Genomic DNA, 20,915 nt, shown 5'->3' with positions numbered 1-20,915 from the left:
AGACGCCTCGCCTTCCCGGCGCCGCTCGGCCGCCCCAAAAGTGACGCCGCTGGTACCCGCGATGCTGCCACCGGGCAGCAGCTACCTGCAGCGCATCCTGAACGCCCGGGTCTACGAGGTAGCGCGCGAAACCCATCTCCACGCTGCCACCAAGCTCTCCAAGCGCCTGTCCAACAAGGTCTGGCTCAAGCGCGAGGACGAGCAGGACGTCTTCAGCTTCAAGCTGCGCGGCGCCTACAACAAGATGGCCCATCTCTCCCCCGAGCAACGTGCGGCGGGCGTCATCTGTGCTTCAGCGGGCAATCACGCGCAAGGCGTGGCGTTGTCGGCCAAGAAGCTGGGGTGTCGGGCCGTCATCGTGATGCCGGTGACAACGCCGCAGGTCAAGGTCGAGGCCGTCAAGGCGCTCGGCGGCGAAGTCGTGCTGTTTGGCGAGAGCTTTACCGACGCCTACGGCCATGCGCTGGAGCTTGAGAAAGCCCAGAACCTGACCTTCGTCCACCCTTTCGACGACCCCGACGTCATCGCCGGCCAGGGCACCATTGCCATGGAATTGCTGCGTCAGCACCCCGGACCCATCGACGCGATCTTCGTCGCCATCGGCGGCGGCGGCCTGATTTCGGGCGTCGCGGCCTACGTCAAGGCACTGCGGCCCGAGATCAAGATCATCGGCGTGCAGACCACCGACTCGGACGCGATGCTGCGCTCGGTCAGGGCCGGCAAGCGCGTGCAGTTGACCGACGTGGGGCTCTTTGCGGACGGCACCGCCGTCAAGCTTGTCGGCGAGGAAACCTTCCGCATCGCGCGCGAGCTCGTCGACGACTTCATCGTCGTCGACACCGATGCCGTCTGTGCCGCCATCAAGGATGTCTTTGAAGACACGCGCTCCATCCTTGAGCCGTCCGGGGCGATGAGCGTCGCCGCGGTCAAGCAATATGCGTCGGCAACGGGCGCCAAGGGCCAGACCCTGGTCGCCATCACCTGCGGCGCCAACATGAACTTCGACCGCCTGCGCTTCGTCGCCGAGCGGGCCGAGGTCGGCGAGCACCGCGAAGCGCTGTTCGCCGTCACCATCCCTGAGGCGCGCGGCAGCTTCAAGCGCTTCTGCGAACTGCTCGGCCCGCGCAGCGTCACCGAGTTCAACTACCGCATCGCCGACGCCCAGGTCGCCCACATCTTTGTCGGCATCGCCATCTCCAAGCCCGACGAGGCAGCCAAGCTGGCGCGAACGTTCAGCAAGGCCGGCTTCGAGACGCTGGACCTGACCAACGACGAGATGGCCAAGCAGCACATCCGCCACATGGTCGGCGGCCGCAGCGAGCTGGCGCGCCACGAGCGCCTCTACCGCTTCGTCTTCCCGGAGCGGCCCGGGGCGCTGATGCGCTTCCTGTCCAGCATGCACCCGGACTGGAACATCAGCCTCTTCCACTACCGCAACCAGGGCGCGGACCATGGCCGCATCCTCGTGGGCATCCAGGTGCCCAAGGGCGACGCCGGTGCCTTGCGTGAGTTTCTGGCCAGCCTGAATTACCCCTTCGAAGACGAAACCAACAATCCCGTCTATCGCTTGTTCCTCGGTTGAGTTGAAATCCGGGGGTTCGCAACCCCCTGCACCATGACCGTTGCTCAACAGTCGCTGATTTCCCCCACCGCCAATCCTGAACTGGAGAAGGCCCTACGCGACCGCGTCGACCGGCGCTCGGCCATCGCTGGCGGTCTCGGCGAGCTGGAACCGCTGGCTGTGCGCCTGGGGCTGGTCCAGAACAGCCTGACGCCGCGCTTCCGCGACCCTGTGCTGGCCCTGTTCGCCGCGGATCACGGCATCGTCGTCGACGGCGTCGGCGCGCAATGGGGCCGGGCGACCAAGGATCAGGTGCAGATGGCCCTGCACGCCCAGTTGCCGGTATCGGTGTTCTCGCGCTTGCAAGGCCTGCACCTCACCGTGGTCGACTGCGGCGTTGCCGAGAACCTGCCGCCCCATGCGCGGCTGCTGGCCCGCAAGGTCGCCCATGGCACGCGCAATGCGCGCACGGCGCTGGCCATGAGCCTGGAGCAGGCTCATGCGGGCGTGCGGGTCGGCATGGAAATCGCCGACAACCTGCCCGGCAATGTGCTCGCCTGTGCGTCCATGGGCCAGGGCTCGCCCGAATGTGCCGCCCTGGTTCTGGCGCGCCTGTCCGATCAGTCGGTGCGCGACTTCGTCGTCTCCGGTCCGACGATGCGCCAGGACGACCTCGTCCACCTGCTCGATGTGCTGCATGGCGTGCTGGCGCGTCACCGGGACGCCAAGGAGCCGATGGACGTCATCGCGGCCTTTGGCGGCCACGAGATCGCCGTCATGGTCGGCGCCATGCTGGTCGCGGCCAGCAAGCGCAGTCTCATCATCGTCGACGGCATTGCGGCCTGCGCGGCCCTCAAGCTGGCCTCGTTGATCTGCGCGCCGGTGACGGACTACGCGGTGTTCTGCCGCAGCCATGTGCACCGTGGCCTGGACGAAGCGCTGGCCCTCTTCCACGCCTCGGCGCTGCTGGAATTGGGCATGGACAGTGCCGACGGCACTGGTGCGGCCCTGGCCTGGCCCATGATCCGCGCGGCCGCCGCCCTCCTGACCGACCTGCACGAAGTGGCCGAGGCGCGCCTGGCACCGCGCCCCGAGCTCGGCGCCAGCATTCCGACGCTGGGCGTCTAGGGTCCGCTCAGCGGGCCTGCTGCTCTTCGGTTCTGACGGGCGGCGGCGCCGGGTTCACAGGCTGAGCACCGTAGGTCGGCGGCATATTGCCTTGCACCGGCGCTGCGCCGGGCGGGTTGACGCGCAACGGCAGGCCGGGGTTGGGGTTGGGGTTGCCACCCAGCACCACCGGCGACGGCGGCGCAGGCGGCAGAGATCCGGTGGCAGGTGCCACGGGTGGACTGATTTCGAGGACCTGGGTTGGCGCCTGGCCGAGGCGGCCCAGGCTGGCGCTGCGGACGTCGACCCGCAGCAAATGCAGTTCCCCATCCACGGCGGCGCCGACACGCACCGTGCGCGCCATGCCGTCCACCTCGATCAGCGCGACACCCTCGCCCGCTGCCGCCGCCTTCGCGTTCTTGGGTGCGACGACGCCGAGCAGGCGCAGCCGCGTGGAGGGGGCGATTTCAGGTTCCGGCGCGGCGTCAGGCGCCGTCACGCCGAGCAGGCGGCTCAGGTCAACCTGGGTCGTGCGACCCTCGCCGGCCGGCAGCACCGAGGCGGGCATGGGCAGTGGTCGCGCAAACAGCTGCAAGCCCCAGTAGGCCACCGAGCCACCGAGCAAAAGCCACACCGAAAACGCCATCAATCGTGCAAGCATCGGACCATTATGATGGCCCGCTCACCGCAGCTCCGCGCTCCCACGCCCCCCGATATGCGTCGCTCTTCCCTCACCGGCACCGTTGCCCGCGGCTTCACGCTGATCGAACTGCTGGTCGTGCTTGTCATCATCGGCGTGCTGGCCGCCCTCGTCGTGCCCAATGTGCTGGACCGCGCCGAGGACGCCCGTGTGACCGCCGCCCGCACCGACGTCAACAACCTGATGCAGGCGCTCAAGCTCTACAAGCTCGACAACCAGCGCTACCCCAGCGCCGAGCAAGGGCTGGACGCCCTGGTGCGCAAGCCCACCGCTGGCACGCCGCCGCCGAACTGGAAGCCCTACCTTGAGAAGCTGCCCAACGACCCTTGGGGCCAGCCCTATCAGTTCGCCAACCCGGGCGTGAAGGGTGAGGTCGATGTCTACAGCTTTGGCGCCGATGGCCGCGCCGGCGGCGAGGGCCGTGACGCCGACGTCGGTTCCTGGCAATAAGCGGCGCAGCGCGTCGCTCGGCTTCACGCTGATCGAGCTGCTCGTCGTCGTCGCGCTGATCGCCATCACGAGCGCCACCATCAGCCTTGCACTGCGCGATCCGACCGAGCTGCAATTGCAACGCGAGGCCCAGCGCCTGGCCGCGCTGCTGGAGACCGCCCGGGCGGAGAGCCGCGCCTCGGGACTGAACGTGCGCTGGGTGCCCAAGGGTGCCAAAAGCGGCGACGACTTCCGCTTCGAGGGCCTGCCGCGCACCATCCAGCTGCCGACGCGCTGGCTGGGCGAGCCGGTTGCCGTGCTGATCGAGAACGCCACGGCGGTCAACCCCGGCCTCGCCCTCGGGCCCGAGCCCATCATCCCGGCGCAGCGCCTGCGCTTGCAGCTTGGCAGCCAGCAACTCGTTCTCGGCACCGATGGCCTGGCCGCCTTCGACGTCGTGCAGCCATGAAGACCGGGCAAGCCCGCGGCTTCACGCTGATCGAGGTCCTTGTCGCCCTTGTCATCGTCGCCATCGCGCTGGGCGCCGGCATCAAGGCCGCTGGCGCATTGGCCAACAACGCCGAGCGACTGGCGCAGGTCAGCGCGGCACAGTGGTGCGCCGAGAACCTCCTGACCGAGTTGCGCCTGACGCAGCAGTTTCCCGACATCGGTGAATCGCCCTTCGCCTGCGAGCAGCTCGGCCGCAGCTACAGCGGCAAGCTCAGGGTCAGCCCGACGCCCAACCCGCTGTTCCGCCGGGTCGACGCGGACGTTGCCGACGACCGGGGGCAGCCGGTGCTGAGCCTGTCGACCATCATGGGGAAGTTCCAGTGAAGTCACGCGGCTTCACCCTCGTCGAGGTGCTCGTCGCCCTGGTCGTCATGGCGACGATGGCCAGCATGGCCTGGCGCGGCATCGACGCCCTGGTCCGCAGCCGCGAGATCGCCCAAGCGCGCCTGGCCCAGACCGCGCGGCTCCAGACCGTGCTGGCCCAATGGGAGGTCGACCTGCGTGCGCTGCAGGACAGCCACAGCGTCGTGGCGCCGCTGGCCTTCGACGGCGGCAACCTGGTGCTGACCCGCCAGGCGCCGGCCGGGCTGCAGGTGGTGGTGTGGAGCCTGCGCGAGGGCGCGCTGTGGCGCTGGGAAAGTCCGGCGCAGCGCACCGTGCAAGACCTCGTCAACCAGCGCCAGCTCGGCCTGCAGCAGCTGGCCCAGCGCAACCCGGCGTTGCGCGCCTTCGATGGTGTGGCCGCATGGCAGTTCAACTGCTACTGGGGCAATGCCTGGAGCAACTGCCAGTCCACCGGCAGCAGCAACGACAACGCCGGCCCCCAGCGACCGGGTGGGAACCCGGCCCCCGCGGGCCTGCGCATCGCGATGCAGTTTGCCGAGGGCAGCGGTCTGGCCGGTACGCTCACACGCGAGCTGGAGGTCACGGTCCGATGAGCGCTCAGCGAGGGCAACGCGGTGCGGCCTTGCTGACCGCGATGATCATCGTCACGCTGATTGCCAGCCTGGCCGCCGGCATGGTCTGGCAGCAGTACCGCGCCGTGCAGATCGAGGCCGCCGACCGCGCGCGTGCGCAGAGCGCCTGGATCCTGCAGGGTGCGCTGGACTGGGCGCGGTTGATCCTGCGCGAAGACGCACAGGCCAATCGCCAAAAGCCCATCGACCACCTCGGCGAACCTTGGGCCGTCCCGCTGGCCGAGGCCCGCCTGTCCACCTTCCTGGCCGCCGACCGCTCGGCGGCAACGGACGAGGAGGGGCCCGAGGCCTTCCTGTCCGGCAGCATCGAGGACGCACAGAGCCGCTACAACCTGCGCAACCTGCTTGCCAGCGACAAGGCGGCCGAGCTGGAACAGCGGGTGCTGGATCGGCTGTGCAGCCAGGTCAATGCGCCGCCGGGCACGGCCGCCGTCATCGTCGAAGGCCTGCGCAGCGCCTTTCCGGTGCCACCGAGCAGCCCGGCCTCGGCGCTGCCGCCTGGCGTCGCCGCCAGCGTGCCCGACAGCGAAAGCGGCCCGCTGCGGCCCGCCAACCTGGACCAGCTCAGCTGGCTGGGTCTGGACGCCGACACCATCAAGCGGCTGCAGCCCTATGTCGTGCTGCTTGAGAAACCAACACCGGTCAACCTGAACACCGCCCCGCGCGAGGTCATCGCGGCGCTGTTCGATGGTGTCGACCTTGCCTCCGCCGAACGCCTGGTGCAGGGCCGCAAGGCCAAGCCGCTGCAGAAGCCCGACGACGCCAAGGATTACCTGCCGGCCACGGTGACCATCGGGGCGGACCGCGCGTCCGTCGTCTCGGCCTTCTATATCGTCACCGGCCGGCTGCGCCTGGACGAGCGCCAGCTTGAACAGCGTTCACTGGTGGAGCGGGAAGGCCTGAACGTGATGGTGCGGGCCCGCGAGCGCGTCAACCAGCTGCTCGACCGATGAATGCCGCAACAGATCTTCACCGCCAGCCCACCCACCATCCCGAGATCGTCGCAACCCCCTCCTAGAATGCGCCGCGCCTGCCCTCCCCTATGAGCACCCTGCTGCTGTTCCTGCCCCCGCGGACGCGCCTGCGCGCGCTGGGCCGAGCCGCGCCTGCGGCCGCCGAATTGCGTGAGTACGACTACGCGCTGACACCCGATGGCCGCCGGATTGCCGCCGAAGGCCGTGCGGCTGCATCGGCGCTGCCCCAGGCCGACAGCGTCGTCGCCGTGGTCAGCGAGTCCGACATCAGCTGGCGGCTGGTGGAGCTGCCCCGTGCCGGCCGCCAGATGCGTGCGGCCCTCGCGGGCAAGCTGGAGGAGTCGCTCCTCGACGAGCCCGACACCGTGCACTTCGCCATCGAGCCCGATGCCCTGGGCGGTGACACGGCCTGGGTGGCCATCACGTCGCGCACCTGGCTGGCCGACCACCTGGCGCAGCTCGAAGCCGCCCAGGTCTTCATCGACCGCATCGCGCCGCTGGCCTGGCCGGATGAGCTGGCGCGTGGGCATTTCTTCGAACCCAATGGCGAGAGCCCCGTCGAAGGCAGCAGCACCGACATCGCCCTGCGCTGGAGCCATACCGACGGTGTCGCGACGCTGCCGCTGAATGGCGGCCTGGCACGCCAGTTGTTCCCGCCGGGCCTCGTGCATGCCGCGCAGTGGACGGCCACGCCGCCGGTGGCGACCGCCGCCGAACGCTGGCTGGGCACCACCGTCACCGTGCAGACGCCGGCCCAGCGCGCGCTGGCCGTCGTCGACAGCGCCTGGAACCTGCGCCAGTTCGACCTCGCACCCCGCGCCCGCGGCGTGCGTGCGCTGCGCCTGGTCAGCCGGGGGCTGATGCGCAAGCCCTGGCGCCCGGTGCGCATCGGCCTCGTCGGCCTGGTCATCGTGCAGCTGGTCGGTCTCAATCTGTGGGCCTGGCACCAGAACCGCGAGGTGGCGGCGCGCCGCGCTGCCGTCAGTGCAACGCTGACGACGGCCTTCCCCCAAGTGCGCGCCATCCTCGACGCGCCGGTGCAGATGCAAAAGCAGCTGGACCTCCTGCGGGCCAGCGCTGGCAGCATCGGCGAGCAGGACCTCGAAGCCCTGCTGGCCGCCGCCGCCGCGGCCTGGCCCGCCGACCGGCCGCCGGCCGAGGCGCTGGCCTTCGAGCCCGGCCGCCTGACCGTGTCGGCCCAGGGCTGGGCACCGCCCCAGATCGACAACTTCCGCACCCAGTTGCGCAGCGACGGCTGGCAGCTGGACGCCAGCGAAGGCAAGCTGACCATCAGCCGCGCCAGCCTACAAGGACGCAGCTGATGGCCCGCTTCGACAACAACAACGCTGCGGCCGGCCTGCCGGCCCAGTTCCAGCAGGCCAGGGCCCAGGCCGCCGCGCACTGGCAGGCGCTCGGCGAGCGCGAACGCTTCGCCGTCGGCGGCATCGCCTTGCTGCTTGGCCTGCTGCTGGTCTGGAGCGTCTTGATCGCGCCGGCCCTGCGCACGCTGCGCACGGCGCCCGCCGAACTCGAGAAGCTGGAACTTCAGCTGCAGCAGATGCAGGCCCAGGCCCAGGAAGCCCGCGCGCTGGCGGCCGCACCGGTCGTGCCGCCGGCCCAGGCCCAGGCCGCGCTGACGGCGTCGGTGGCCAACCTCGGCCCGGCGGCGCGACTGACGCTGACGGGCGACCGCGCCGTCGTCACGCTCAACGGCATCGCGCCGGAGCTGCTGCAGGGCTGGCTGGGCGAAGTGCGCGCTGCCGCCCGCGCTCGACCCGTCGAGGCGCAGTTGACCCGCGGCCCCAAGGGCTATTCGGGCAACCTGGTGCTGACCCTGGGAGGCGGCTGATGCGCCTGTTGAAGAAGAAGCCTCACGCGGCGTCGCTGCCGCCGGATTCCGTGCTGGGTGGTGCCAGTCCCGGCAGCCGCGCCGTGCGCCACCAGACGCCGCGGCGCTGGAGCATCGCCGGCGCGCTGGTCGGCATCGTGGCGGCCCTCATCATCTTTGCGCCGGCAAGCTGGCTGGCCCGCGCGCTCGCGTCGGCAACGAGCGGCCACCTGCTCATCGTCGACACGCGCGGCAGCATCTGGAACGGCTCGGGCGTGCTCGTGCTGACCGGTGGCGCCGGCAGCCGCGACGCCTCGTCCCTGCCCGGCCGGCTGCACTGGCGCATGGCGGCGAAGGGATTGGGCCTGCAGCTGGCGGCGCGGCAGGATTGCTGCATCAACGGCGAACTGCTGCTCGGTATCAAGCCTGGCCTCGGCCGCATGGAAGTCAGCGTCGACACGCGTGCCGACTGGCTGGCCCGCCTGCCCGCCGGGCTGCTGTCGGGCCTGGGCACGCCCTGGAACACGCTGCAGCTGGGCGGCTCGCTGCGCCTGTCGGCGCGCGACCTGCGGCTGGAGTCGGTGCAGGGCCGCTGGCGCCAGTTCGGCGAGCTGCAGCTCGACCTGCTCAACCTGTCCTCGCGCGTGTCCACCGTCGCGCCGCTGGGCAGCTACCGCTTCACCGTGACCGCCGATGCCGCCAATCCCGGCGTCAGCGCGCTGCGCCTGTCCACACTGGAAGGCGCATTGCAACTCTCGGGTGTGGGCACGCTGAGCAGCGGCGGCAAGAGCCGCTTCACCGGCGAGGCCGGCGCCGCGCCGGGGCGCGAGGAAGCGCTCAACAACCTGCTGAACATCATCGGGCGCCGCCAAGGGGCGCGCTCCGTCTTGACGATCGGATGATCATGAATCTCCAACGCACCGCCACTGCCCTCGCTGCATTGCTGCTGGCGACGGGCAGCGCGTTCGCCCAGCCCGACAACGCCAACGTGCAGCGCGGCCGAACCGCCGGCCCAGCCGTCAGGGCCAGCTCGCCGGTCACGCTCAACTTCGTCAACGCCGACATCGAGGCTGTCACCCGCGCGATCGGCGTCATGCTGAACCGCCAGATCATCATCGACCCGCGCGTCAAGGGCACGATCACGGTCTACAGCGAGCAGCCGGTGTCGGTGGCCGACGCCTATCGCAACTACCTCGCCGCGCTGCGCGGCCTGGGCTTCACCGTCGTGGAGGCGGCGGGCTTCCTGAAGGTGCTGCCCGAGCCGGATGCCAAGCTGCAGGCCGGCTCGGTGGCCGTGGAAACCAGCAATGTGCGCGGCGACCAGATCCTGACGCAGATCTTCCGCATCCAGCACGAGAACGCCAACAACCTCGTCGCCGTGCTGCGGCCGCTGATCAGCCCCAACAACACCATCAACGCCAACCCGGGCAACAACAGCCTGATCATCACGGACTACGCCGACAACCTGCAGCGCATGGCCAAGATCATCGCGGCCATGGACACGCCGGGCACCAGCGACATCGAGATCGTGCCCTTGAAGCACGCGGTCGCGTCCGACCTGGCGCCGCTGGTGCAGCGCCTGGCAGATGGCGGCACCACGGCGGGCGCAGTCGTGCCGGGCCAGAGCAGCAGCGCGGTCAACGTGCTGGTGGACCCACGCTCCAACGGCCTCATCCTGCGCGCCAGCAACCCGGCGCGCCTGGCCGCCGTGCGCTCGATGGTCGACAAGCTCGACCAGCCCAGCAGCGACAGCGGCAACAACATCCGCGTCGTCTACCTGAAAAACGCCGACGCGACCAAGCTGGCCACCGTGTTGCGCGCCGCCTTCGGTGCCGGTTCGTCGGCCAGCGCCGGTGGCGGCAGTACGTCTGGCACATCCAGCCTGACCGGCGCGGGTTCGCTGACCGGCGCCAGCCAGTCGCTGAGCGGTGGCAACGTCGGCGGCGGCAACAACAACACCGGCGGCATGACCTCGGCGGCCGCGACCGCGCCGCTGTCGCAGTCCGCGGGGCCCTCGACTGGCGGCTTCGTGCAGGCCGACCCGTCGACCAACTCGCTGATCATCACGGCCGCCGAGCCGCTGTACCGCCAGGTGCGCGCCGTCATCGAGCAGCTCGACGGCCGCCGCTCGCAGATCTATGTCGAGTCGCTGATCGTCAAGATCGACAACAGCAAGTCCGCCCAGTTCGGCATCCAGTGGCAGAACCTGTTCGGCAACAAGGGTGACAGCAGCATCACCGGCGCGGGCACCAACTTTGGCTCGGGCCTGGCCAACATCATCAACGCCACCGGCGCCGTCGCAGGCGGCAGGGACGGGGTCACGACGGCGCTGGGCGCCGGCGCGGCACCCCAGGGCCTGAACATCGGCGTGATCAAGAAGTTCGGCAGCTTCTACACGCTGGGTGCCGTGGCCAATTTCTTCGAAAGCCAGAGCGGCGCCAACGTGCTGTCCACGCCCAACATCGTGTCGCTGGACAACGAGGAGGCCCGCATCGTCATCGGCCAGAACGTGCCCTTCGTGACCGGTTCCTACTCGGGCACGGCCGGAGCCGGCGGCAACGTCAACCCCTTCCAGACGGTGGACCGCAAGGACGTCGGCCTGACGCTGAAGATCAAGAGCCAGATCGGCGAAGGCGGCACGGTGCGCATGGTGGTCTACCAGGAGAACTCGTCCGTCGTGCCTGGCAGCACAGGCACCAACGGGCCGACGCTGGACAAGAGCGCCATCGAGACCAACGTCGTCGTCGATGATGGCGACCTGATCGTGCTGGGTGGCCTGCTGAAGGACGAGTACACCGATGGCGGCGATGGCGTGCCGGGCCTGTCCAAGGTGCCACTGCTGGGCAACCTGTTCAAAAGCGAAAACCGCCGGCGTGTGAAGACCAACCTGATGGTCTTCCTGCGCCCCGTCGTCATGCGCAGCGCAGAGAGCGGCAACGAGCTGACGCTGGACCGCTACCGCAGCATTCGCGCGGTGCAGGAGGCCAGCCAGCCCAAGTCCAAGCTGCTGCTGCCCGACACCGGCGCGCCGGTGCTGCCGGAGCCGACGATCTCGGCGCCCGACAAGGCCCTGCCTCAGCCTTCGCTGCAGCCGCCCACCCCGCCGCAATCCGCGCAACAACCGCCGCAGTAACGCCCCCATGGCAGCCACCCGCCACCCCCTGCCTTATGCCTTTGCACGGGCCAACACCGTGCTGCTGGAAGACGACGGCAGCACGCTGACGCTGTGGGCGCCGCCCGAGGTGAGCTGGGCCACGCTGTCCGAAGTGCAGCGCTTGTACGCGGTGGACCGGCTGGAGTCAGAAGCCGCGAACTCCCTGACCGAGCGCATCAGCGCGGCCTATGCCGGCAGCGAATCGAGTGCGGCCGTGGTCGTCGGCGAGGTCGAGAGCGCCGTCGACCTGTCGCGCATGATGCAGGACCTGCCCGCCGTGGAGGACCTGCTGGAAGCCGCCAACGACGCGCCCATCATCCGCATGCTCAACGCGCTGTTGACGCAGGCGGCCAAGGACGGCGCGAGCGACATCCACATCGAGCCCTACGAGCGCAGCAGCTCCGTGCGCTTCCGCGTCGACGGCACGCTGCGCGAGGTGGTGCAGCCGAACCGGGCGTTGCACGCGGCACTGATATCCCGGCTCAAGATCATGGCCGAGCTCGACATCGCTGAGAAGCGCCTGCCGCAGGACGGCCGCATCTCGCTGCGCATCGGCGGCCGGGCCATCGACGTGCGGGTGTCGACCTTGCCCAGCGCCCACGGCGAGCGCGCCGTGCTGCGCCTGCTCGACAAGAGCGAATCCAAGTTCACGCTCGAAGGCCTGGGCATGGACGGCCAGGTGCTGTCGGCCTTCAAAAAGCTGGTGCAGCAGCCGCACGGCATCGTCCTCGTCACCGGCCCGACCGGCTCGGGCAAGACGACGTCGCTGTACGCCTCGCTGCAGACCGTCGACACCAGCACCACGAATGTGCTGACCGTCGAGGACCCGATCGAATACGAACTGCCCGGCATCGGCCAGACCCAGGTCAATGCCAAGATCGACCTGACCTTCGCCAAGGCCCTGCGCGCCATCCTGCGCCAGGACCCGGACGTCATCATGATCGGCGAGATCCGCGACTTCGAGACCGCGCAGATCGCCATCCAAGCCTCGCTGACCGGTCACCTGGTGCTGGCCACGCTGCACACCAACGACGCGCCCAGCGCCGTCACGCGGCTGACCGACATGGGCGTGGAACCCTTCCTGCTGTCCAGCTCCCTGCTCGGCGTGCTGGCCCAGCGCCTGGTGCGGCGGCTGTGCCCCGTCTGCAAGAAGGCCGACGACCATGGCCGCTGGCATCCGGTGGGCTGCGACGCCTGCGGCCAGACGGGCTACAAGGGCCGCACCGGCGTTTACGAATTGATGGTGGCCGACGACGCGGTGCGCAGCCTCATCCACAACCGCGCGCCCGAGAGCCAGCTGCAGGCTGCGGCCGAGGCCATCGGCCTGCGCTCGATGCGCGAGGACGGCGAGCGGCTGATCACGGCCGGCGTCACGTCCTTGGAAGAAGTCCTGCGGGTCACCCGCGAATAAGCCGTGCCCGCCTACAAGTACGAAGCCCTCACCGACGCCGGCCGCCAGAGCAGCGGCCTGATCGAGGCTGACAACCCGCGCGTGGCCCGTGCCATGGTGCGGGCGCAGGGGCTGACGCCGCTGTCCATCGAGATGGTGCAGCAGCATGGTGCCCAGGAAGGCAGCCGGTTCACGCGCCGCGTCTTCGGCCAGACGGCGCTGGCCGTGTGGACGCGCCAGCTCGCCGGGCTGGTCGGCTCCAGCCTGCCCATCGAGCGCGCGTTGACGGCCCTGGCCGACGAGAGCGAAGACAGCCGGCAGCGCGAGCTGATCAGCCAGCTCAAGGCCGAGGTGAATGCCGGCTCGACCTTCGCGCGCGCCCTCGCGCTGGCGCCGCGCGAGTTCGACGAGGTCTACCGTGGCGTCGTCGCCGCTGGCGAGCAGAGCGGCGCGCTCGGCCAGGTGCTGGAGCGGTTGGCCGACGATCTTGAAGAGCGCCAGGACCTCAAGGCCAAGCTCGTCGGCGCCATGGCTTACCCGGCCATCGTGTCCTTCATTTCGGTGCTGATCGTCATCTTTCTCGTCACTTATGTGGTGCCGCAGATCGCGACGGTGTTCACCAGCTCCAAGCGCACGCTGCCGGCGCTGACGGTCGCGATGCTGGCCATCAGCGACTTCGTGCGCACCTGGGGCTGGGCCATGCTCGGCGTGCTGGCCTCGGGCGGCTTGCTGCTGCGCCAGGCGCTCAAGGCGCGTGCCTTCCGGCTGCGCTTCGATGCGGCGATGCTTGGCCTGCCGGTGGTCGGCCGACTGGCGCGCGGCTACAACGCGGCACGCTTCGCCGGCACTCTCGCGATGCTGGCCGGCGCCGGCGTGCCCATCCTGAAAGCGCTGCAGGCGGCGGCCGAGACGCTGTCCAACCGCGCCATGCAGGCCGATGCGCTCGATGCGCTGGTGCAGGTGCGCGAAGGCGCGCCGCTGGGCTCGGCGCTGGCGGGCAAGAAGCGCTTCCCTGGCATCCTGGCGATGTTTGCGCGGCTGGGCGAGCAGACCGGCCAGTTGCCCGAGATGCTTGGCCGCGCGGCGCGCCAGCTCAGCGTCGAGGTGCAGCGCCGCTCCATGGCCGCCGCCACGCTGTTGGAGCCCCTGCTCATCGTCGCGATGGGCGCCATCGTGCTGCTGATCGTGCTGGCGGTGCTGCTGCCCATCATCCAGCTGAACACTTGGGTGAAATAGCGGCCGACACCGGCCGGCAAGCCGTGATCTGACACACGAACCGGTGGTTTCCCGACATGCCGCCCTGGGCCGGTTTTTGCTTGAATAGGGTGTCCTGACGGAGGAGCCCACCATGAGCAGTACCGCCATCGCCTGTGTCGCACCGCGCATCCCGGTCGCCCGTATGCGCAGCATCTACCGGCTCGAAGATGTCAGCAAACGGCTGGACAAGCTGCCGGGCAAGGATCACGAATCGCTGCGCGCCACCTACGAGCGCATGCTGGAAAAAGGTGAGCAGCGCTTCCAGGTCAAGCCCTCAGGGCTGCCGGTGATGGACGCGCTCTACGACGAGCTGCCCAACTTCCACGAGGTGCTCGACGATGTGCGGCGCCAGATCGCCCTGTGCAAGGACAGCAGCGACGCGCTGGAGATCACGCCGCTGCTGCTGCTTGGGCCCCCCGGCGTCGGCAAGACCCATTTCGCGCGCCAGCTGGCCGAGTTGCTCGGCACCGGCATGGGCTTTGTCTCGATGAGCTCGCTGACGGCCGGCTGGGTGCTGTCCGGCGCGTCCAGCCAGTGGCGGGGCGCACGGGCGGGCAAGGTCTTCGAGGCGCTGGTGGACGGCGACTATGCCAACCCCGTCATGGTGGTCGACGAGATCGACAAGGCCGGCGGCGAGGCCGCCTACGACCCGCTGGGCTCGCTCTACAGCCTGCTGGAGCACGACACGGCCAGCAGCTTCATCGACGAGTTTGCCGAGGTGGCCGTGGACGCCAGCCAGGTGATCTGGGTGGCCACGGCCAACGACGCCGGCGCCATCCCCGACCCCATCCTGAACCGCGTCAATGTCTACGAGGTGCAGGCGCCCGACTTCGCCGCCGCCCGTGCCATCGCGCTGCGGCTGTACGAGAAGCTGCGCGGCTCGCATGAATGGGGCCAGCGCTTCGACGCGCGACCCAGTGACGCGGTGCTGGACCGCATGGCCGAGCTGGCGCCGCGCGAGATGCGACGCGCCTGGATGACGGCCTTCGGCAACGCCCGGCTGGCACAGCGCGACACGGTGCTGTGCGACGACCTGCCCAGCGGCGGCGCCAAGAAGTCGCGCATCGGCTTCATGCAGTAGCCCCTGACAATCGCGGCATGCCCGCCACCCTGAACGGCCAGCTGGTCGTCGCGATCTCGTCCCGCGCCCTGTTTGATTTCGAAGCCGAGAACGAGGTCTTCGAGGCCGAGGACGACCACGCCTACATGGCCCTGCAACAGCGCTTGCTGGACGAGCCGGCCCGCCCGGGCGTGGCCTTCTCGCTGGTGCACAAGCTGCTGGCCTTCAACGCTGGCGGCGGGGCGCCGCAGGTGGAAGTCGTCGTGCTGTCGCGCAACGATCCCATTTCGGGCATGCGCGTCTTCCGCTCGGCCAAGCATTACGGCCTGGCCATCGAGCGCGGCGTGTTCACGCGTGGCGCCTCACCGTGGCGATACCTGAAGCCGCTGTCGGCGCAGCTTTTCCTGTCGACCAACGAGGCCGATGTGCGCCAGGCGCTGATGGCCGGCGTGGCGGCGGCGCGTGTCATGCCGCTGGCGGCGCGGGCGTCGGCACTGCATCCGAAGGAGCTGCGCATCGCCTTCGACGGCGACGCCGTGCTGTTCTCGGACGAGGCCGAGCAGGTCTTCCAGCGCGACGGCCTGGCGGCGTTCCGCGAGCACGAAAGCAGCCGCGCCCACCTGCCGCTGCCGGCCGGCCCCTTCAAGCCGGTGCTGCAGGCCCTGCAGCGCCTGCAGCACGAACCGGGCGGCGGCATGAAGGTGCGCACGGCCCTGGTGACGGCGCGCAGTGCGCCCGCCCACGAGCGCGCCATCCGCACGCTGATGGACTGGCAGATCGAGGTCGACGAAGCGATGTTCCTCGGCGGCCTGGCCAAGGGCGAGTTCCTGCGCGAGTTCGAACCCGACTTCTTCTTCGACGACCAGGTCGGCCACATCACCAGCGCCGCGGCCCATGTGCCGGCGGGTCATGTGGCCATGGGCATTGCCGCGCCACCATGAAAAACGGCCCCGTGTGGGGCCGCTGGGCGAAGGGGCGAACGATCAGCCGCGGCGACGGCGGCGGGCGATGAAACCGACGGCACCCAGGCCGGCCAGCAGCATGGCGTAGGTGCTGGGTTCCGGCACGGCCGTGACGCTGAGGCTGAGGTTGTCGATGGCCAGGCCATGGTCGCTGCCCACGTCGTTGGCGTCGTTCCAGCGAACCCACAGCGTGCTGCCGGCCGCCCAGGGGGTGGTGACCGTGCCGCCCAGGTTGGCGCTCAGTCCGGCCACATTGCCAACCACGGCAGCGCTGCTTGCCGTGTTGACCAGCGAGTTGACATCGAATGCCGCGCCGGCCGTGGTCCAGTTGGACACGCTCGCGAAGCTGGCGCCGAAGCCGTACTGCACGGTCAGCTTGTGCGCGGTGGTGTTGCCACCGTTGCGCCACTGCTCGCCGTCGTAGCGCAGCGTGAAGCTGTCGAGCGTGCTGCCGCTGTTGTTGGTCAGCGCGAGCACGAGGGTCGGGGTGGCCACGGTGCCGCTGGCGATGCTGCCAAGCGCGCGGTCCGCGCCGCTGCCGAAGCTGTAGGCGGCACCCGCGTTGTCCGTGCCGGTGCTGGCGCGGTAGGTGGCCAGCGCGTTGGCGCCGTTGAACAGGCTCCAGCCCGCCAGGGTCGAATCGTTGACCCACGCGTTGGCCGTGCCCGCGGCGGCCAGGCTGTCAAAGCTCTGCCCATAGGTGAAGGCAGCGCTCGTGACCGAGACGGCGGCCTGGGCGGACAGGGCGGTGAGCAATGCGGCCGAGACGGCGAGAAGCTTGAATGACATGCGCGATTTCTCCGGGCTGAAGGGAAGGTCGGGGCCGACTTTCACTAACCCGTCAAAAAGGGTCAACGTGGGCAACCCGCTATTCCTGCGGCTCCCCCCCGATTCCGGTGGCGCTTCCGTGGCGTCAAGGCAGCAGCTGCACCGCCATGCTGCGCTCCACGCACCACACGAGCGCAAGCACCGCCACGGTGCCCGAAGCGCCCGGCACGACCCAGCGCCGGTAGGCCAGGCCGGCGCGCAGCGCAAGGGCCAGTGGCAGCAGCAGCACGACGACGGCGAGCTGCCCGAGCTCGACGCCGACGTTGAAGCCCAGCAGCGGCAGCAACAGCTCGGTGCCGCGCAGGCCCAGGTCCTTCAACGGCCCCGCGAAGCCGATGCCATGCACGAGGCCGAAAACGCCCACCATCGCCCAGCGCGGGCCAGGCACGAAGGGACGGATGTTGTCCAGCGCGGCCAGCAGCACCGTCAGTGCGATCAGCGACTCGACCAAAGCCTCGGGCGGGTTGAGGGCGCCGGCCGCCGCCAGGCCCAGCGTGACGGAGTGGGCCAGCGTGAAGGCGGTGACGAGCTTGAGCGTCTCGACGAAGGCACTGCGGGCGCTGTCCCGCGGCACCCAGCGGCCACCGTCCCTGCGCCAGACGGCCACGAGCAGCAGCGTGACGAGAAAGAGCACATGGTCCAGGCCGCCCGCGATATGGGCCATGCCGTCGGCGACAAAGCCGGGCAGGCCCATGCCCTGCGCGCCCAGGCGTTGCGGGCCGGCGCCCGGGGTCAGCAGCTGCGGCGGGCCGACCGCGCCAACGAGGCGCACCAGGCCGCGGTGGGCGGCGTCGGTGGCGCTGAAAAGGCGGTAGTCGATGTCGATGTCGCGCACGGCCGCCGGGCAGCGCCAGTGGCTGACCAGCACGGCGTGCATGCCGTCGCTGTGGTCTTCGAGCTGGGCCGTTGCGCGGCGCTGCAGCGTGCAGGCGACGCCCTCGGCCGTGAAGCGCAAGCCGGCATCGGCCACGGCCTCGATGTCGGGCCAGCGCTGGCGCACCTCGCCCCAGCTCAAGGCGCCGTCGCCATCGGCGTCCAGCGCCAGGTCGCGGTCGAGGTCGCGCAGGGCGATGTCCAGGCGCTGCTCCACGTCTGCGCCGTCCACGCGGTAGACGAGGTAGGCCTCGCTGGCCTGGTGAGCCCGGGCCGCGCCGCAGACCAGCAGCGCCACCAGCATCAGCCACCGGATCACGACGCGAAGCTCCGGTCGAGGGCCGCGAGGCGCGCATCCTGCCAGCCCAGCTCGCGCAGCACGCGGGCCAGGTCTTGCCGGGCCGCATCGCCGGGCTTGCCGGCGGCGAGGGCTGCGCGCAGCAGCAGCAGCGCATCGGCCGGCTCGCGCTGCGTGGCCCAGTTGAGCTGGGCCAGGCGCAGCGCCTCGCGCGGCTGCTGTTCGACATCAAGCGCAAAGCGGGCCTGCTCGCGCGCATGCTTGCCCGGCTCGCGGCGGTCGGCGGCGGCCAGGCGTTCGCGCAGCAGCGCGGCCGGTGCCGACGTGTCGCGGCCGAGCTGGCGCAGCGCGATGACGCGGCGCAGCAGCAGGGCGTCGGCCTCGGCATCGGGGCTGCGCTCGACCAGCGTGAGGGCTTCGGCAGCGCGGTTGCGGGCCAGCAGCCAGTCGGCCAGCGCCGCACGCGTGTAGACGCCGTCCTCGCCGGCCAGCGCGGTGCGGTAAAGGGTGGGCGCCGCGGTCTCGTCGCCAAGCCGCTCGGCGAGTTCGGCACGCATCAGCGCGAGCCACGGGGCGACGCTGCGGCCCGGGCTGAGCTGGGCCAGCGTCAGCGCGGCCGCCCGGCCCTGGCCGGTCAGGCTGGCCAGCTCGGCCTGGCAGGCCGCCGCTGGCAGCGGCGCGAGCGCTTGCAGCTGTTCGCACAGCGCACGGGCCGCCGGCAGTTCGGCCTGCAGTTGATGCAGCGCTGCCGCGTCGAGCAGCGCCTGGGCGCGATGCTCGACCGCCAGGTCTTGTCGCGCGAGCAGCGCACGCAGGTCGGCCCGGGCAGCGTCGAATTCATGGCGGGCCTGCAGCACGCGGGCACGCAAGAGCACCGCCTCGGCCGGTGCATCGGCCTGACGCCACCATGGCGACAGCGCCGCCTGTGCCACACCCAGCTCGCGCGGGTCGCCATGCACGCGGGCGCGCTGCAGCGCCGCGCGTGCGGTGGCGGCGGCGAGCGGCAGCTGCGCCGGGTCGCGGGCCAAGGCAGCACGGCGCGCACGCTCCGTCGCGTCGACGCGGTAGGGCAGGCGCTGCACGATGTCGGCGTCGTCCTTCGGTACGAAGGGCTCGGCCGACACCGCCAGCGGTGCCAATAGCAGCAACGCGAGCAGGCGCTTCACAAGGTCTGCGGTTCTTCGGTTTCGCTGGCCGACACGTCGAGCATCGGCAGCGTCAGCGCTTCCGAGGTCTCGTCGTCGGTCTTCTGCGCCTTGAGGTAGGTCACCAGCGCCATCGAAGAGGCCACGGCGCTGTCGGGCACCGCGGTGGCCGCCGCGGGCGGCGGGGGAGGTGGCGCGACGACATGGTCGTCGTCATCGCCACCGCCGCAGGCGGCCAGCAGCAGGGCGGCGGCGGTGCCCGTGGCGAGCACGGCGGTCTTGCGGGTCAGCATGGCGGCCCCCTTCACTTGGTGCCCGGGATGGGCGTGTTGAGGTAGGGGAAGCCGGTCAGCAAGGGCACGACGGCCTGGTCCACCGCGTCATGCAGCTTGAAGGTGGTGGCACCCAGCGGCACGGCGCTGGGCTTGCAGGCAGCGCCCAGGCCGAGCTTGTCGGTGTCGCCATTGGCCACGCACAGGCCGCCCATCACCGCCACCAGCGAGATGTCGACGACGTCGTCCTTGGGACGGCGGCCATTCGGGTAGCCGGCGTTGTCGTTGCCTGCGGCCAGGATGTTGCCGACGATGCCCAGACGGTTCTGCTGCGCAAAGGGCACGGGCGCGATGGCCGTGTTCAGGCGCAGCATTTCCGAGGGCGTGACGGTGGCCAGCTGGTTGACACCCTTGATGCCGGTCAGGAAGGTGGTGACCAGGTCGGTGCGCGGGAAGTTGGTCGGCGCGGTGTTGGGGAGGTTCAGCGCGATCTCCAGCAGCGCCGGCAGCGTCGGGTTGGTCACGTAGTCGGCGAACTGCCCATCGTCCATGGGCTTGGCGCTGTTGAACTTGTCCTTGTCCTTCAGGCCGATGACGACTTCGTTGACCAGCGGCATGCCCAGGCGCGAGACCTGCACCCAGGCGCCGCCGGCCTTCTCGGCCGCCTGGTGACCGGAAGCCGGCTTGGGGTTGAGCAGGCGGCCCTGGCGCAGGCTGGCGGTGGTCCAGCCGCCGATGACGTCGCTGCCAGCGGATTTCAGGCAATCCTTGTGCACTTCCAGCGCAAGCGTCGTGACGTTCTTGTCGCCGATGGTGTTGGGCACGGCGTTGATCAGCGCCGGGTCGGTGATGACCGAGACGGGGGCGTTGACCAGGTCGAAGATGGTGCCGAGGTTGACCGCGAACGGGTCCTGGCGCTGACCGACGAAGACCTTGGCCGGCGTCGCGCAACCCGGGATGGTGACGGGATAGACGTGCTTGGCCGCATAGCCAGCGTAGTCGGCAATCGTCTTCTTGCCGATGTTGTCGACCGGCTTGTCGAAAGTCGTCGCGCCGCCGGTGGCATGGGTCACAGACTGGGCCGCGCCGCTGCGGCGGTCGCCACGCACGACGCTGACGGTGTAGCTCTCATTGAGCTGCAGGTTGGCGTCCTTGACGTTGGCGACCGTGCCGCTCTGGATCAGCGGAATGCCAACCATCTTGCCGCCGATGCTCAAGGAGGTGCCTGCGCCGCTGTTGGACAGGGTGTTCTTGAAGCGGAACTGGAAGCTGATGTCTTCCTTGGCGTCGCCGGTGTTGTCGATGTGGATCTCGTAGAGCGCGTTCGGGTCCAGCGAGAAGTAGTTGGGGCCGCCGTAAGCGTCCTGCAGCGGCAGGTAATTAGCGATCAGCGTGACCATGCCGTCGCGGCCGGTCTCGTAGCTTCGGAACATGTAGAAGTCCGTCGCGTCGACCTTGGGGACGGTCGTCAGGAAGGGCGCTTCGCGGTGGCTGGAGGCTTGGGCGCCGCTAGCCAGGCAGAGCAGCACCACGCCCAAGGCGCTGCAGGTGAGACGAGCTTTCATGGGGGGCATCCGGTGGCGATGCCAA

General features: G+C 69.9%; 21 protein-coding genes. 15 read left to right on the top strand and 6 right to left on the bottom strand.

All coding sequences use genetic code 11. The features are described from left to right. Positions 1-61: 61 nt before the first annotated feature. On the top strand, positions 62-1,582 hold the full coding sequence (ilvA, locus tag ASC81_RS03415; protein WP_056264257.1) for a threonine ammonia-lyase, biosynthetic: 1,521 nt from the start codon (positions 62-64) through the stop codon (positions 1,580-1,582). 33 nt (positions 1,583-1,615) lie between these two features. Further along, positions 1,616-2,689 (top strand): nicotinate-nucleotide--dimethylbenzimidazole phosphoribosyltransferase, encoded by a 1,074-nt coding sequence (locus tag ASC81_RS03410; protein ID WP_056262713.1) that lies wholly within the window; start codon positions 1,616-1,618, stop codon positions 2,687-2,689. Between the two features lie 7 nt (positions 2,690-2,696). On the opposite strand, the gene ASC81_RS03405 is transcribed toward ASC81_RS03410, so the two are convergent. Further along, positions 2,697-3,329 (bottom strand): hypothetical protein, encoded by a 633-nt coding sequence (locus ASC81_RS03405; protein WP_156391706.1) that lies wholly within the window; start codon positions 3,327-3,329, stop codon positions 2,697-2,699. Between the two features lie 54 nt (positions 3,330-3,383). Between ASC81_RS03405 and gspG the strand changes: the two genes are divergently transcribed. From gspG to ASC81_RS03340, 13 genes are all read left to right on the top strand, one after another. Beyond that, positions 3,384-3,818 (top strand): type II secretion system major pseudopilin GspG, encoded by a 435-nt coding sequence (gene gspG, locus ASC81_RS03400; protein WP_056262708.1) that lies wholly within the window; start codon positions 3,384-3,386, stop codon positions 3,816-3,818. Next, a complete protein-coding gene (locus ASC81_RS03395; protein ID WP_235533558.1) occupies positions 3,790-4,266 on the top strand; it encodes a Tfp pilus assembly protein FimT/FimU in 477 nt (158 codons plus the stop codon). The genes gspG and ASC81_RS03395 overlap by 29 nt, the downstream gene beginning before the upstream one ends. Beyond that, positions 4,263-4,631 carry a type II secretion system minor pseudopilin GspI gene (gspI, locus tag ASC81_RS03390; protein WP_056262704.1) on the top strand — a complete coding sequence of 123 codons (369 nt, stop codon included), beginning with the start codon at positions 4,263-4,265 and terminating at the stop codon, positions 4,629-4,631. The genes ASC81_RS03395 and gspI overlap by 4 nt, the downstream gene beginning before the upstream one ends. After that, complete coding sequence (locus ASC81_RS03385; RefSeq protein WP_056262701.1) at positions 4,628-5,245, top strand: type II secretion system protein J; 618 nt, start codon at positions 4,628-4,630, stop codon at positions 5,243-5,245. The genes gspI and ASC81_RS03385 overlap by 4 nt, the downstream gene beginning before the upstream one ends. After that, a complete protein-coding gene (gene gspK, locus ASC81_RS03380; protein ID WP_056262699.1) occupies positions 5,242-6,237 on the top strand; it encodes a type II secretion system minor pseudopilin GspK in 996 nt (331 codons plus the stop codon). Before ASC81_RS03385 ends, gspK begins: the two co-directional genes overlap by 4 nt. An 89-nt stretch (positions 6,238-6,326) precedes the next feature. After that, positions 6,327-7,580, top strand: coding sequence for a type II secretion system protein GspL (gene gspL, locus ASC81_RS03375; protein WP_056262697.1), 1,254 nt, complete (start codon positions 6,327-6,329; stop codon positions 7,578-7,580). After that, the gene (gspM, locus tag ASC81_RS03370) at positions 7,580-8,107 is read left to right on the top strand and encodes a type II secretion system protein GspM (protein WP_056262695.1); all 528 of its coding nucleotides are present in this window, start codon (positions 7,580-7,582) and stop codon (positions 8,105-8,107) included. The genes gspL and gspM overlap by 1 nt, the downstream gene beginning before the upstream one ends. After that, entirely contained in the window at positions 8,107-8,988 is an 882-nt protein-coding gene (gspN, locus tag ASC81_RS03365) for a type II secretion system protein N (RefSeq protein ID WP_082536222.1), read from the top strand. Before gspM ends, gspN begins: the two co-directional genes overlap by 1 nt. Positions 8,989-8,990: 2 nt before the next feature. Then, entirely contained in the window at positions 8,991-11,219 is a 2,229-nt protein-coding gene (gene gspD / locus ASC81_RS03360) for a type II secretion system secretin GspD (protein ID WP_156391702.1), read from the top strand. Between the two features lie 7 nt (positions 11,220-11,226). After that, positions 11,227-12,651 carry a type II secretion system ATPase GspE gene (gene gspE / locus ASC81_RS03355; protein ID WP_056262691.1) on the top strand — a complete coding sequence of 475 codons (1,425 nt, stop codon included), beginning with the start codon at positions 11,227-11,229 and terminating at the stop codon, positions 12,649-12,651. Positions 12,652-12,654: 3 nt separating this feature from the next. Next, positions 12,655-13,866, top strand: coding sequence for a type II secretion system inner membrane protein GspF (gene gspF / locus ASC81_RS03350; protein ID WP_056262688.1), 1,212 nt, complete (start codon positions 12,655-12,657; stop codon positions 13,864-13,866). Between the two features lie 112 nt (positions 13,867-13,978). After that, the gene (locus tag ASC81_RS03345) at positions 13,979-14,968 is read left to right on the top strand and encodes an AAA family ATPase (protein WP_056262686.1); all 990 of its coding nucleotides are present in this window, start codon (positions 13,979-13,981) and stop codon (positions 14,966-14,968) included. 17 nt (positions 14,969-14,985) lie between these two features. Further along, positions 14,986-15,888 (top strand): 5'-nucleotidase, encoded by a 903-nt coding sequence (locus ASC81_RS03340; protein WP_056262683.1) that lies wholly within the window; start codon positions 14,986-14,988, stop codon positions 15,886-15,888. 42 nt (positions 15,889-15,930) lie between these two features. On the opposite strand, the gene ASC81_RS03335 is transcribed toward ASC81_RS03340, so the two are convergent. The 5 genes from ASC81_RS03335 to ASC81_RS03315 all read right to left on the bottom strand — a co-directional run bounded on the left by ASC81_RS03335 (position 15,931) and on the right by ASC81_RS03315 (position 20,890). Then, positions 15,931-16,698, bottom strand: coding sequence for a PEP-CTERM sorting domain-containing protein (locus ASC81_RS03335; protein WP_056262680.1), 768 nt, complete (start codon positions 16,696-16,698; stop codon positions 15,931-15,933). 124 nt (positions 16,699-16,822) lie between these two features. Beyond that, entirely contained in the window at positions 16,823-17,929 is a 1,107-nt protein-coding gene (locus ASC81_RS03330; protein ID WP_235533557.1) for a HupE/UreJ family protein, read from the bottom strand. Beyond that, on the bottom strand, positions 17,926-19,074 hold the full coding sequence (locus ASC81_RS03325) for a hypothetical protein (protein ID WP_156391700.1): 1,149 nt from the start codon (positions 19,072-19,074) through the stop codon (positions 17,926-17,928). Before ASC81_RS03325 ends, ASC81_RS03330 begins: the two co-directional genes overlap by 4 nt. Beyond that, positions 19,071-19,346 (bottom strand): hypothetical protein, encoded by a 276-nt coding sequence (locus tag ASC81_RS03320; protein WP_156391699.1) that lies wholly within the window; start codon positions 19,344-19,346, stop codon positions 19,071-19,073. Before ASC81_RS03320 ends, ASC81_RS03325 begins: the two co-directional genes overlap by 4 nt. Before the next feature lie 11 nt (positions 19,347-19,357). Then, a complete protein-coding gene (locus tag ASC81_RS03315; protein WP_056262669.1) occupies positions 19,358-20,890 on the bottom strand; it encodes a DUF4331 domain-containing protein in 1,533 nt (510 codons plus the stop codon). Positions 20,891-20,915: the final 25 nt, after the last annotated feature.

Origin of the sequence: Pelomonas sp. Root405 (assembly GCF_001425165.1) — a bacterium.
Taxonomy (GTDB): domain Bacteria; phylum Pseudomonadota; class Gammaproteobacteria; order Burkholderiales; family Burkholderiaceae_C; genus Pelomonas.
This window is presented reverse-complemented; position numbering and strand designations above follow the sequence as displayed.